Origin of the sequence: Barnesiella sp. An22, from assembly GCF_963931395.1 — a bacterium.
Classification (GTDB): Bacteria; Bacteroidota; Bacteroidia; order Bacteroidales; family Barnesiellaceae; genus Barnesiella; species Barnesiella merdigallinarum.
In genome coordinates this window covers 2,710,047-2,723,656 of sequence record NZ_OZ007014.1, presented here as the reverse complement: position 1 = coordinate 2,723,656, position 13,610 = coordinate 2,710,047, and the positions used below count along the sequence as shown (strand labels likewise).

Genomic DNA, 13,610 nt, shown 5'->3' with positions numbered 1-13,610 from the left:
TGCTTGGGAGGTTTGCACTATCTTTGTGCCGGAAACAAAACGGGATAACTATGGAGGTACTCTACGAAGACAATCATGTGATTATCGTCAACAAGACCTGCTCCGAAATCGTGCAGGGCGACAAGACGGGCGACATGCCGCTGAGCGAGATGCTGAAGGCTTGGCTCAAGGAGAAGTACAACAAGCCGGGCAATGTCTTCGTGGGGGTAACTCATCGCCTCGACCGCCCCGTGAGCGGTGTGGTGGTCTTTGCCAAAACGAGCAAGGCACTGGCCCGGTTGAACGAGATGTTCCGCAACGGCGAGGTGAAAAAGCAGTATTGGGCTATCGTGAAGCATGCCCCCGAGCAGGAGAGCGGCGAACTGGTGCACTACCTGGTGCGCAACGAGAAGAGCAACAAGTCGGTGGCCTATGACCGGGAGCGGCCGGGGGCCAAACGGGCGGTGCTCGACTATCGTGTGTTGGCTCACAGCGACCGCTATACGTTGCTCGAGGTGAATTTAAAAACGGGGCGTCACCACCAGATACGCTGCCAGCTGGCCAAGATGGGGTCGCCTATCAAGGGCGATTTGAAGTATGGGGCCGAACGCTCCAACCCCGACGGCGGCATCTCGCTCCATGCCCGCCATGTCGAGTTTGTCCATCCCGTGTCGAAACAGCTCATCAGCGTAACGGCTCCCGTGCCCGACGACAGGTTGTGGAAGGCTTTCGAGCAGATGGTCGAGGCCGGTAAATAAAGGGGAAATACCTGCAAGACTTATTGCTGAAGATTGTCTCTGGACCCCGCATTGGAGTGCGGGGTGACACGCACGTCATACCGCGCTGCGACGCGGTATCCAGGAATATGTGCAAAGGAGAATTCCCCCAAGAGGCACTTTGCAGGACTCCTTATCGGGGAGTGGGGGCAGAGGGGCGTGGAGCCATCAGTAGCTGAACGAAATCTTTACCTTTTTGCCTTTTATCTTTTCGTCGCGAAGGCGGCGCAGCGTTTCGTGTGCCTTGTTGCGCGCCACGGCGGCGTAGCTGTAATGGTCTTTTACCTCGATGAGTCCTATCTCGTCGGCCGTCAGTCCGCCCTTCTGGGTAAGGAATCCCACGATGTCGCCCTTGCTTATCTTCTCCCTCTTGCCGGCGGCAAAGTGCAGGGTGGCCATCGGCGGCGTTTGCAGCCAGTTGGCCTTGGGGTCCAGCCTGAAGTCGGTCGCTTGATTGGCATACTCGGGCAGTTGCTCGGTGGGGCCCACAATCAGGAAGGCCTCGCCCTCGGCGTGCATGCGGGCGGTGCGGCCGTTGCGGTGGGTGAAGCTCTCGAGGTCGACAGGCAGGTGATAATGGATGATATATTTCACCTCGGGGATGTCGAGGCCGCGGGCGGCCAGGTCGGTCGAGATGCAGATGTAGCTGCTGTGGTTGCGGAATTTACAGAGGGCCCGTTCGCGGTCGGCCTGCTCCATGCCGCCGTGAAACGATTCGGCAATGATACCCCGGTCGGTGAGGAATTGCTGCACCCGCTCCACGCTCTCGCGCTGGTTGCAGAAGACGAGCGTAAGCCCCGGCTTCAGGTTGCGCAGCAGGAGCAGCAGGGTGTCGAGTTTGTCCTTCACGGGCGAGTCGATGCGGTAGAGTGTCAGCCGCTCGTTCGTGCTCTCCTCGCTCCGTTTCGAGCCCAGAAAGTCGAGCTTCACCGGGCGGCGCAGGGCGGTGAATGCCGGCAGCGATTCGCTGTCGGTAGCCGAGGTGAGAATCTTTTTCTTCACTCCCTCGAGCGGAGCGATAATCTCTTTCATCTCGTCGTGGAAACCCAGGGCGAGGCATTTGTCAAACTCGTCGAGTACCAGCGTATCGAGGGTGTCGAGCGACAGGCGTCCGCGGCGCAGGTGGTCGGCAATGCGGCCCGGAGTCCCCACCACGAGGGCCGGAGCCACCTCGAGCGACTTGCTCTCCTCGCGCACCGAGTGGCCTCCGTAGCAACATACGATTTTGATGCCTGCGGCAATCTTGCGCAGCACGCTCTCGATTTGCAGCGCCAGTTCGCGCGACGGTACCAGCACCAGCGCCTGCACACCGGCAGCCCGTGGGTCGATGCGCAGCAGCACCGGCAGCAGGAAGGCCAGTGTCTTGCCCGACCCGGTGGGCGATAGCAGGATGATGTCGTTGGGGCGTTGCGCCGTCTCGAGCATTTGTTTCTGCATGCCGTTCAGCGAATCGATGTTCAGGTTGCGGCACGCCTTTTCGATGAGTGACTGTGATTCTTTCATGGCTGCAAAGATACGACATATCGCCACACCGTGCAAACCGCCTGACGTTTGCCTCTTACTGCAAGGAGTAAAAATGGTTTGCCGCATCGTTGGTTGGTTTGTCGATACTTAAATAATATTAAATCGGTATGAAATATGCTTGAAAATTATGTTGTATAACAGAAAGTGCCTATATTTGCACTGTGTTTTTCATAGTATTAGATTAAGATTAAGGTTAACAAAGATTGGTTGTCGTGAGACAATCAATTTTTTTTTGTACCTGTTCGAACCCTTTTCTCGATATGTAATCAGTTTATATACAATTGTTTATGTCTTAAATTTGCGTAGCTGGGCCTCGTGATGTGTAGCCCGGTAGATTGTCTATCGTCGGTAGTTTTGTGGGTATTCCTGGATACCGCGTCGTGGCGCGGTATGACGAGGGTGTCACCCCGCACTGTGATGCGGGGTCCAGAGATGTGTAGCTGGGTAAAATCCTTTTTGCTGGTAGTTTTGCGGGTATTATTCATCGGGCATCAAATTCGATGCAGGCGCGGTATTGGCTGTCGGGTAGAACCGGGGTAAGGGCAAAGTATCCGCCGGCGAAGCGGCCGTCGACAATCCGGGCGGGGTGTTGGTGGAGGCGCTCCAGGTGGTCGCGATAGAGGGTGCCGGGCCGGGGGAAATAGTCGATGCGGTAGTGCCCCTCGTAGCCCGGAGCCACGAAGCGGTCGGCGATGCGGCGGGCCACCACGCCCATATTCATGCGCAGGTTTATTTCGACGAAGGGGTGCAGCCGGGTTGTGCCGTCGGGGGCGAGGTAGGTCATCATGTCGACCCCGAGGTAGCCGGTATAGACCGGGGCAATGCGTTCGGTGAAGAAGCTGGCAAGGACCTCGCGCACGGCCGTGACGACGTGGGTGCCGACGGCCGCACTGAGCTCCTTGTGCAGGCGGTGATCGGTGGTGAGCCGGTTCTCCTTGTAGGCTCCGTGGTTGTCGGTAAGGAACGACGAGTATCCGGCAAAGGTCACGCGGGTGCCGTCGCTGTAAAACTCCATGGCCCAGTCACGCTCTTTCTCGTAAAAGGGTTCGCCCATCAGTACTCCCTGCTTTTGCAACACGCCGTTGCTCCATTGTGCCAGCGAGGTATCGTAGCCGTAGAGGTTCCAGTAGAGGCCGCGTCCGCTGCCCGACCAGGGCGCCTTGAGTACCTTGCGGTCGCTCTGCTCGGTAAAGGCCTGCACCTCGTCGGGTGTATGCAGCTCGACCGGCAGCGGGGGCATGGGGTAGTCGATGTGCGAGGCGAGGTATCGGCCCGCCTCGGTAGCCAGGCGGCGATGGGCCAGGCGGCGCAAGTGGTTGCACTGTTCGGGCGAGGGGAGCAGCCGATTGTCCACGCCGGCCTGATGCAGGTGGTGAGCCAGGGCGAGGTTCCACCCCCACACCTCGATGCGGTCGAAGGACAGTTCGCCGATTTGCTTGAACGCGACGGTCGAGACCGCGAGCCCCAGCGGCTCGAGGCTGCGGCGGAAGTCGTCGGGCGCCGGCTCGGCAGAGCATATCGTCGTCTCCTCCCCCTCGCGGGCATACCACAGCGGCAGCAGGGCCAGCTCGCGCGCGATGCGTTGGGCGGCAGGGGGCGGCGTGTAGTTGATGCCGCCGAAGGCCAGGGCCAGGTCGTTCTCGGGGTTGAAGATATAGAGGTTCACAGTGGGCGATATTTTCGAGCGACAAAGGTAGTAAATGTATGCACCCGGTGCAAGCGGGTAGAGTATGGAGTGCAGGAGCTTATGGAGCGAGTTGCAGGGCAGAGAACAAATTGCCAGAATAAGATGCAAAATCTATTATATTTTTTTAGAATGTAATCCTATTTTATTTTCTAATTAAAAAAATATCGTCAATAATATTTTCAAATTGTAAATTTTTACTACCTTTGAGTTTTGTAGTCCTGCCGATATTAGATAGCTATGAAAAAACTTCATCTACATATTATGCCATACGGCCTGCTGGATAGCGGGTGGGAGATTTTGCAACGAATCAAATTCATCCAATAATTTTTTAATCGTGTAAGTGTATGAAAAGCGTTATTGTAAACCTGATCTTGACTACTGCGCTCTGGGCCGTTTGCCCGGTGGGAGCGCAGCAATGGGCCAACGAACGGGTGCACGATCGGGTAGCCCCGACCGAAGAGGCACCGCACATTTCGTTTGCCGGGAAACAATCGATGAAGAAACAGCTGTTCCGTTCGACCTCGGCCAGTGTGACGGCCGACTTCAGTTGCCAGAGTACAGGTAGCGCCGTGACCGTGTGGGAGGAAGACTTTGACGACGGAGCAGAGGGCTGGACTCTGACCGATGCCGAGTCTTTCTCGTGGGAGTTGAAAAAGATGACCGGCGACAAGAGTTTCACGGCCATCGACCCCGACGACACGCAGTCGCTTTTTATCGAAGGCCCGTATAAAGTATTTAAACGAGGCATTGCCACGGCTACCAGTCCGCAACTCGATGTGCCGGCCAACGCCATGCTGAAGGGTTATGTGGGCTTCAGCCAGAATATGGATAACTATTGCCGCTTGCATATCTCGGTATCGACCGATGCCTTTGCCACCTCGGAACTGCTGTGGAACAGTGGCGACGAGAACGGCGAGAAACCCTGGCGCTGGCACGAGTTTGCCGTATCGCTTGAGAAGTATGCCGGCCAACAGGTGCAGATACGCTTCACCTACACCGCAGGCTCTGACGACGATATGAACGTGGGCGGCTATATGGGCGACTTTGCCATCGATGGGTTGCAGATAACGGGTGTAGAAGCCGTTGACCAGGTAGAGGTGGCTACCGGCGAGGAGATTGCCTTTGCCGACATGTCGACCGGCGACCCCACGGCCTGGCAGTGGTCGTTCCCCGGTGGCACGCCGGAGACCTCGACCGAGCAGAATCCCCGGGTATACTATACCCGCGACGGCGTGTATGACGTGACCTTGACGGTGAGCAATGCCGACGGCAGCGATACCAAGACCCGCACCGCCTTTGTCAAGGTGACCGGTGTGGCTCCTGTAGCTCACATTCTGCCGCCTGCCACCTTCCGGTACAGCGAGACGCGTCTGCCCATGGTGGCCCCGCTGGTGGGTGTGCAGTATCACGACAACTCGACGGGGTATCCCACTTCGTGGCAGTGGACCTTCGGCGGTGTGAGCCCTGAGTCGTATGCCCAGGTAACCTCGAACGAAGAGAATCCCGTGGTGGCCTATAACTTCCTGCACCAGCAATCGGTGAATCTGCAGGTGGCCAACGAGCACGGTGAGTCGGAAGATGCCACCGATGTATCGGTCGAGTACAGCGGACTCATTACCAACTTCGAGCCGGGCGACCAGCCGACCACCTTCGACATGGAAGACTGGGGTACCTTCCCCGGTACCAATACCATAGGCATTACGGCCTACGCCGAGAAGTTCTCCAAACCTTCGCGTCCCATTTTGGTATTCGGGGCCTATGTCTATTTTGTTACCGCTTCGGCTACGAGCCTCACCGACCAGATTGCCGACGTGGGCGTGCACCTCTATACCAGCGAAAACGGTCTGCCGGGCAAGAAACTCGACTCCACCTGGTGGCGTGTGTTCGAGCTCGATACCCCTTCGGGCAGTACGATGGTAGGCACTGCCTTTGAGTTCAACCCCAAGGTCATCGACGACGAGTTCTTTATCGTGGTCGATGGTATCCCCGAGAAGAACGACAGTGTAGACGTGTCGTTTGCCATGGCCGATTTCCGCGACCACGGCAACACGGCCTATATGTATAAAGATGACCAGTGGGTCGATGTGAGCACCTATTTCCCCGCCGGAGCCAACCACACCTCTTATCTGATTATGCCCTCGATCGTGCACTCGGTGATGTCGCCCATCCCGACCGACCGCGGTCCGCTGGTGGTAGGCAAAGAGGCCGGTACGAGTAAGTATCCCTTCTTCTCGATTTACGGCTATGAGACCCCTATCGAGAGCAGTGCCGACTGGTGCCGCGTGGTAGGTCAGCCCAACGGGCTTACCCTCGACACGCTGCTTGTCTCGTACGACCGTCTGCCCGACGGCATCGACGAGCGGGTGGCTACCCTTACCATCAACGACAGCATATCGACCTACGACATCAAGGTGACGCAAAGCGTGAATGGCGTGAGTGCCGTCGAGGCTGTAGCTCAAGCTCCGGCCACGCTCTGTCCCTCGGTTTTCGACCAGGAGGTAACGGTGCAGTTGCCCGAAGATTCCCGCCGGTTGATGGTAGTCGACGAGAAGGGTCGCGAATGGTATAGCCGCGAGTTGAGCGACGTAGAGCGGCAAGTGACAGTCGACGCTTCGGGCTGGGCCCCGGGAACTTACTTCTTCCGGGTGCTGGGCAATCGCGAGGTGATTGTCGTCAAAGGTGTGAAACGATAACGACCGGGCAAGTGTGAAAGATGACGAGAGGTGTGTCGTGGGGAGAGAGACCCGTGTCGCGCCTCTCTTCTATTGTGGTATCGCCCCGTACGGCGATGCGGGGACCAATAGGATAAACGCTATTTGTCTAAAAAAAACGAGAAAAAGTTGTAACAAATACGATATATTTGCGTCTCATCTATATACGAACAAACATAATACGAACAAACATACGAGTCTATGAAACGATTTTTGTGGCTGTTGCTTTTGCCCCTCTGTTTCGGGAGCTGGGCTGCCGAGAGTGAATGGAATACCGATAGCGTGGTGGTTTATTACGAGAACCAGGTGATACCTGTGATTCAGAAGAGTTGGAAGAACTACAATTTAGTCGAGAAGACCTACCGGCAGTTTTTCGACCGTTGCAAGTCGTTGCCCGACTCGGTGGTCAATCAGTGTTCGTGGTGTTTCTCCGACTCCTATTACAACCTGGCCTGCTGCTATTCTCTTAAAGGTCGCAAGCGGGCGGCGGTCGATGCCTTCGAGCAGGCTATCCGGCATGGTTACTACGACTATGCCCATGCCCGGCAGGATACCGACCTGGACAATATCCGGGGCGACAAGCGGTTTCAGCGGCTCCTGGCCCAGTTGCGCGAGGTGGGCGATTTCAACTACATACTCCGCAAGTCGCCCGGCTATGACAACACCGCCTCTACCGACTCGCTGCCGGCCTTTACCTATATGGCGCCCAACGACAGCAACCTGGTGCGGGTGCGCCGCTACTTCAACCTCGACAGCATTGCGGGTGCGGGCGACGAAATCTCGAAAATCAAGAACTTGCTGTTGTGGGTACACAACACCATCCGTCACGACGGGTCGTCATACAATCCCAAGGTGAAGAATGCCATTGCCATCTACGAAATCTGCAAGCGCGAAGACCGGGGTGTCAACTGCCGCATGATGGCGCAGATGCTCAATGAGTGCTATCTGGCCATGGGCTTCAAGTCGCGCTATGTCACCTGCCTGCCCAAGAGCTATATCAACGACTGCCACGTCATCAACGCCGTCTACTCCTGCACCCTCGACAAGTGGGTGTGGGTAGACCCCACCTGGGGCGCCTATGTGATGGACGAGGAGGGCAATCTGCTCGGCCTCTCGGAGGTGCGCGACCGGTTGAAAACGGGCCAGTTCGTCACGGTGAACGAGGATGCCAACTGGAATCATCAAGTGGCTTGCACGACCGATTACTACCTGAACTACTACATGAGCAAGAACCTCTATTATCTGCAATGTTCCGATATTAGCGGTTTCGACAACGAGACCCGTATCGAGGGAAAAGTGATGCCGCGCTACGTCACCCTCTCGCCCGAGGGCGAACCCTATGACAACTCGTTCAGCACCTCGAACGAGGCTTGGTTCTGGGCATCGCCTTATAAATGATGCGGCTAGTTGCCCCACATCGAAATACGGGGGCCAGCTTTTGGAATATGGAGAGGTGAGTATCTCTTGCCGGTATTCCTGCCCGGGTATTTTCTGGATTCCGCGTCGGGGCGCGGAATGACGTGTGTGTCACCCCGCACCGTGATGCGGGGTCCAGAAGGTGAAGTCGAGGGAATAGGCTTTTGCCGGTAATTTTCGGTTATTCCTGAATACCGCGTCGTAGCGCGGTATGACGTGCGTGTCCCCCGCACCTCGATGCGGGGTCCAGAAGGTGAAGTCGAGGGTATAGCCTTTTGCGGGTATTTTCTGGATTCCGCGTCGTAGCGCGGAATGACGTGTGTCACCCCGCACCTCGATGCGGGGTCCAGTCGAGAGCCGTTTGTAGGTATTTCTGTGGAATAACTCTTAGAATCTCTTCAACTCGGTGTAGAGCCGCTGGATAGGCAGCCCCATTACGTTGTAGTAGCTGCCGTGCAACCCGGTCACACCGATGTAGCCAATCCACTCCTGCACGCCGTAGGCGCCAGCCTTGTCGAGCGGGCGGTAGCGGTCTACGTAGTAGTCTATTTCGTCGTCGGTGAGGGGGGCGAAGTCGACCTCGGTCGATACGGCAAAGGAGATTTGCTTTTGCATCGAGGTGAGCGTAACCCCGGTGATGACGGTGTGCGTCTTACCCGAGAGGGCCCGCAGCATGGCTTTGGCATCGGCCAGGTCGTGCGGCTTGCCATAGACCCGGCCGTCGAGCCAGACGATGGTATCGGCCGTGATGAGCAGCGTGTTCTCTTTCATCTGGCTGCGATAGGCGGCCGCCTTCTCCTGCGAGATGTAGAGCGGAATCTCTTCGCCCGAGAGGGTAGCGGGGTACGACTCGTCTACCTCGGGCAGAGCCGTTACGCGGTATTCGATGTCGAGCCCGGCCAGGAGCTCGCGGCGACGTGGCGAGTTGCTCGCCAGCAGTATTTCGTATTTCTGGAGATTCGATAACATAGTCAATCGTTTTTTCTGAGGTTTACCAGCCGAACGCCTTTTCGTCGGCCATCCATTTGCCTTGGGCGCGCAGCACCTGTTCGATGATGTCGCGGCCACAACCCATCCCGCCGCAGAAGGGCGAAACGTAGCGGGCAATCTGTTTGATTTCGGGTGCCGCATCGGCCGGGCAGGCGGGCAGACCGGCCACACGCATCACCTCGTAGTCGGGAATATCGTCGCCCATGTACATCACTTCACTCGCTTGCAGGCCGCACTCGGCGAGCCACTGTTCGAATATCTTGATTTTCACGGCCACGCCCATGTAGACGTGCGAGAGGCCCAGCCCCTCGAAGCGTTTGCGCACCGCCTCGGTGCGTCCGCCGGTGATGATGGCCACGGGGTATCCCAGTTTGGCCGCCAGTTGCAAGGCATATCCGTCTTTGATGTTGATGACCCGCATGGGTTCGCCCGAGGGGTGCAGGGGTATGGAGTCGGACGACAGCACGCCGTCCACGTCGAAGGCAAAGGCTTTTATTTTTGTCAGGTCGAAATCGGTTCGGCTCATGGTTGTTGGGTTTTATCGGGGTTATGGATTTCGTGAATGCTGCGGCTCATCAGACTGTAAATCTCGCGCATCGTGGGGTCGGAGAGCAGCGCCTCCTGTTTGGCGATGATGTTGCGGTCGTATCGGATGGCTGGGCCCGTCTGGGCATCGAAGGGCGACATGTCGGCCACCTTGTCGGCCGTTTCTCGGATGAGGGGCAGCATCGCCTCGAAAGGCAGTCCGTGTTCCTGCAGGATGCGGTCGCACAGCACATAGAGGTGGTTGGTGAAGTTGCAGGCAAAGACGGCAGCCAGGTGCAGATACTTGCGTTGCTCCGAGTCGGCCCGGTAGACGCGGCCCGAGAGCCGGGCGGCCAGGTGGTACAGCAGGTCGGCATCGGCTTCGCTGTTGGCCTCGATGAAGAGGGGAATGTTGTCGAATGCCACCTCGCGCTCCTTGCTGAAGGTCTGCATGGGGTAGAAGACCCCGTAGCGGGCCGAGTAGGGGTGGAATATCTCGCAGTCTACACTGCCGGCCGTGTGTACCCACAGCCCGTTGTTGGCCGGCATACGGGCAAGCAGGTCGGGCAGTACCGAGTCCTTCACGGCGAAAATATAGAGGTCGCCGTCGGCAGGCAGACTGTTGAGGTCGGTCGTGTAGCGGCAGCGGGGCAACTGTTCGCCCAACCGCCGGGCCGACTCTTCGGTGCGGCTATACACCCACGCCGGGGCAAGGCCCTTTTCCCGCAACGCCAGTGCCAGCCGCGTAGCCAGGTTACCGGCACCGATCAGGATTATCTTCATCGCTGCCTCGTTCATTCCCATTTGCCTATATGCACCTTTTCCCACATCATCTTCTCTTCGTCGAAGGGTTTGCGCTCCTCGTCCTTGTGACCGATGGAGAGGATGCAGAGCACGCCCATCGTTTCGGGTATGCCCAGTATGCTGCGCACGATGTCTTCGGCCGGTTCGTCGTCGGCCCCGAATCGGTTGCGCACCTGAATCCAGCAGCTGCCCAGCCCCAGGTCGGCCGCTTGCAGTTGCATGAGTATGGCGGCAATCGAGGCATCCTCGACCCAGGTATCGGTAAGGGTCATGTCGGCCGTCACGACGATAGCCAAGGCAGCCCCTTCGACAGGCTTGGCTCCGGCCGTCTTGCAGGCAGCCAGGCGGGCCAGCACCTCTTTATCTTCGACGGCGATAAACTCCCAAGGGGTACAGCGTTTCGACGAGGGGGCGAGCAGCCCGGCCTCGAGAATCAGCTTCACCGAGTCGGGCGACAGCGGTTGGTCGGTATACTTGCGGATGCTGCGGCGGTGCATCAACAGATCGTGCAGATTATTCATAAGGGTAATGTTTTTACGGTTTGTATTTCATGAATTGGAGGAGGTGACGTTCGGCCCCGGCTGTGTGGCGTACAGACGAGCGGGGACACGAGCCTGCATCTCTTCCAGTAGCAAAGATACAAAACCTAATGCTTACGCGGGGAATCTGCGAAAACTTTTTTCGCTACTTTTCGGCGGGCCGCATACTGAACGACGCTTTTTTGCGTTTATTAAATGTGCCTCTCGACAAACGGGGCACGGTGTGTATAGAATCCCGATGAAATACAAGATATTACTCCTTTTTGTCGCGATAGGTGCGGTGCTCGAGCTGGCGGCGCAAGGGCGTGTGAAACTCACGGGCCGGGTCTACGACAGCGACAACCAGCCTATCGAACTGGCTACGGTGCGTGTGGCGGGGACGACCATGGGCACGATGACCGACCTCAAGGGCGAGTATCAGCTCTCCATACCGGCGGGCGACTCGATTGTGGTCATCTACTCCTGCTTGGGCTACCGCGAGGAGCAGCGGCAGCTGCTCAACCTCACGAAAGACGTCTCGCTGTCGGTGCGGCTGAACAAAAACTCGAAGATGCTGAGCGAGGTGGTGGTGGCGACTCACCGCCGGCAGACCAGCACGTTGCAGACCATCGACACGAAGGACCTCAAGCTGATGCCCGATGCTTCGGGCGGCAGTATCGAGGCGATGCTCACCACCTTTGCCGGGGTCAACTCGAGCAACGAGTTGAGTTCGCAATACTCGGTGCGGGGCGGTAACTTCGACGAGAATATCGTCTATATCAACGGTATCGAGGTGTATCGTCCGCTCACGGTGCGGTCGGGACAGCAGGAAGGGTTGAGTATCATCAACCCCGATATGGTGGGGGCCGTAGGCTTTTCGTCGGGCGGTTTCTCGGCCGAGTATGGCGACAAGATGTCGTCGGTGCTCGACATCATCTACAAGCATCCCGAGGCTTTCGAGGGGTCGGTGTCGGCCAGCTTTCTGGGAGCCACCGCCTCGATAGGGCAGAGTACCAAGAAGTTCTCGCAACTGCACGGCATCCGCTACAAGACCAACTCCACCCTGTTGAGCTCGCTCGATACCAAGGGCGAGTATGAGCCGTCGTTCTTCGATTATCAAACCTATCTCACCTATAAGTTCGCCCCCAAGTGGGAGGCTTCGTTTCTGGGCAACATTGCCATCAACGACTACAAGTTCACCCCCCACGAGCGCAACACCTCGTTTGGTACGGCCACGAATGCCAAGCAGTTCAAGGTCTATTTCGACGGCGGGGAGCGCGACAAGTTCGAGACCTATTTCGGGGCTCTGTCGCTGAACTTCTTCCCCGACAAATATACCCAGTGGGCCTTGATGACCTCGGCCTTTGTCACCAACGAACTGGTGACCTACGACATTTCGGGTCAATACTGGCTCGACGAGCTGGCCGATACGGGCGACGGCGAGGGCAGCGAGAATACCGGCGCGCTGGGCGTGGGCACCTATCACGAGCATGCCCGCAACCGCCTCAAGGCCTCGGTGATTGCCACCTCGATCAAGGGGGCTACCAAGTTGGGACAGAACGAGCTGAAGTGGGGATTCACCCACCAGTACGAACAGATTTACGACCGCGTGCGCGAGTGGGAGATGCGCGACTCGGCCGGCTATTCGCTGCCGCATACCGGGCAGTCGGTCGAGATGATTTACAACCTCTTTTCGAAGCAGGACATGGAGAGCCACCGCCTCTCGGCCTATCTGCAGGATACCTATCGGATGCGTACCCTATGGGGGCGGCTTATCTTCACCGGCGGATTGCGCGCCTCGTACTGGGGCTTCAACAAGGAGACGCTGGTGAGCCCGCGGGCCTCGATTACCTTCATTCCGGCTGCCAACGAGCAGATTACGGCCCGCCTGGCCGGCGGTCTCTATTACCAGGCCCCCTTCTACAAGGAGTTGCGCGACACGGTGTGCGATGCCTCCAACAATTACGTGGTGCAGTTGAACCGCAACATCAAGTCGCAACGCTCGATACACGTGGTGCTCGGCGGCGACTATTCGTTCCGGGCGTTGGACCGTCCGTTCAAATTCACGGCCGAACTCTACTACAAGAAACTCGATAACCTCATTCCCTACGAAATCGACAACCTGCGGGTGTGGTACAGCGGGCAGAACGAGGCCAAGGGCTACGCCGCCGGTATCGACCTGAAGCTCTTCGGGCAGTTTGTGCCCGGGGTCGACTCGTGGCTCACCTTCTCGCTGATGAAGACGCAGGAGGAAATCGGCGGCATCAAACTGCCCCGACCTACCGACCAGCGGTACAGCGTGGGGCTCTACTTCCAGGACTATGTGCCCCGCTTCCCCAAATACAAATTCAGCCTGCGGGCTATCCTGGCCGACGGTCTGCCGGTGGGTTCGCCCCGCAAGGGACGTCAGGCGGGCTACTTCAGGGCCCCGGCCTACAAGCGTATCGACATCGGAGCTTCGCGTCTGCTGGTGGGGGGCGAAGACAAACTCCTGCAGCGGGGTATCTTCCGCAACCTGAAAAGCGTGTGGATTGGTATCGACGTGTTCAACCTCTTCGACATCAGCAACGTGAACTCCTACTATTGGGTCACCGACATTACCAATGCCCAGTATGCCGTGCCCAACTACCTTACCCGCAGGCAGATAAACCTGCGTCTCTCCATCGACTTTTAATCGACC

Annotated in this window: 10 protein-coding genes; 4 read left to right on the top strand and 6 right to left on the bottom strand. The window is 57.6% G+C overall.

Annotated features, from left to right (window positions below; genetic code table 11):
• The first annotated feature begins 50 nt into the window (after positions 1-50).
• Positions 51-737 (top strand): RNA pseudouridine synthase, encoded by a 687-nt coding sequence (locus ABGT88_RS11280; RefSeq protein WP_346702159.1) that lies wholly within the window; start codon positions 51-53, stop codon positions 735-737.
• Between the two features lie 186 nt (positions 738-923).
• Here ABGT88_RS11280 and ABGT88_RS11275 read toward each other — a convergent pair whose 3' ends face one another.
• Together ABGT88_RS11275 and ABGT88_RS11270 are read right to left on the bottom strand one after the other, a co-directional pair.
• Positions 924-2,258, bottom strand: a complete 1,335-nt coding sequence (locus tag ABGT88_RS11275) for a DEAD/DEAH box helicase (RefSeq protein WP_346702157.1) — start codon at positions 2,256-2,258, stop codon at positions 924-926.
• A gap of 502 nt (positions 2,259-2,760) precedes the next feature.
• Entirely contained in the window at positions 2,761-3,945 is a 1,185-nt protein-coding gene (locus ABGT88_RS11270) for a hypothetical protein (protein ID WP_346702155.1), read from the bottom strand.
• A 365-nt stretch (positions 3,946-4,310) separates the two neighbouring features.
• On the opposite strand from ABGT88_RS11270, the gene ABGT88_RS11265 reads away from it, so the two are divergent.
• The gene (locus ABGT88_RS11265) at positions 4,311-6,659 is read left to right on the top strand and encodes a PKD domain-containing protein (protein ID WP_346702153.1); all 2,349 of its coding nucleotides are present in this window, start codon (positions 4,311-4,313) and stop codon (positions 6,657-6,659) included.
• Between the two features lie 219 nt (positions 6,660-6,878).
• Positions 6,879-8,075: a TPR end-of-group domain-containing protein gene (locus ABGT88_RS11260; protein ID WP_346702151.1), complete on the top strand. Its 1,197-nt coding sequence runs from the start codon at positions 6,879-6,881 to the stop codon at positions 8,073-8,075.
• A 405-nt stretch (positions 8,076-8,480) separates the two neighbouring features.
• Here ABGT88_RS11260 and ABGT88_RS11255 read toward each other — a convergent pair whose 3' ends face one another.
• Genes ABGT88_RS11255 through ABGT88_RS11240 form a run of 4 tightly spaced genes read right to left on the bottom strand, consistent with a single transcriptional unit; the run spans position 8,481 to position 10,933 of the window.
• Positions 8,481-9,062: a Maf-like protein gene (locus tag ABGT88_RS11255; RefSeq protein WP_087408447.1), complete on the bottom strand. Its 582-nt coding sequence runs from the start codon at positions 9,060-9,062 to the stop codon at positions 8,481-8,483.
• A 22-nt stretch (positions 9,063-9,084) separates the two neighbouring features.
• Complete coding sequence (locus ABGT88_RS11250; protein ID WP_087408448.1) at positions 9,085-9,609, bottom strand: HAD family hydrolase; 525 nt, start codon at positions 9,607-9,609, stop codon at positions 9,085-9,087.
• Positions 9,606-10,391, bottom strand: coding sequence for a DUF2520 domain-containing protein (locus ABGT88_RS11245; protein WP_346702148.1), 786 nt, complete (start codon positions 10,389-10,391; stop codon positions 9,606-9,608). The genes ABGT88_RS11250 and ABGT88_RS11245 overlap by 4 nt, the downstream gene beginning before the upstream one ends.
• Before the next feature lie 11 nt (positions 10,392-10,402).
• Positions 10,403-10,933 carry a nitroreductase family protein gene (locus ABGT88_RS11240; protein ID WP_087408449.1) on the bottom strand — a complete coding sequence of 177 codons (531 nt, stop codon included), beginning with the start codon at positions 10,931-10,933 and terminating at the stop codon, positions 10,403-10,405.
• Between the two features lie 256 nt (positions 10,934-11,189).
• Here ABGT88_RS11240 and ABGT88_RS11235 point away from each other — a divergent pair, with 256 nt between their 5' ends.
• Entirely contained in the window at positions 11,190-13,604 is a 2,415-nt protein-coding gene (locus ABGT88_RS11235) for a TonB-dependent receptor (RefSeq protein WP_346702146.1), read from the top strand.
• Positions 13,605-13,610 lie beyond the last annotated feature (6 nt).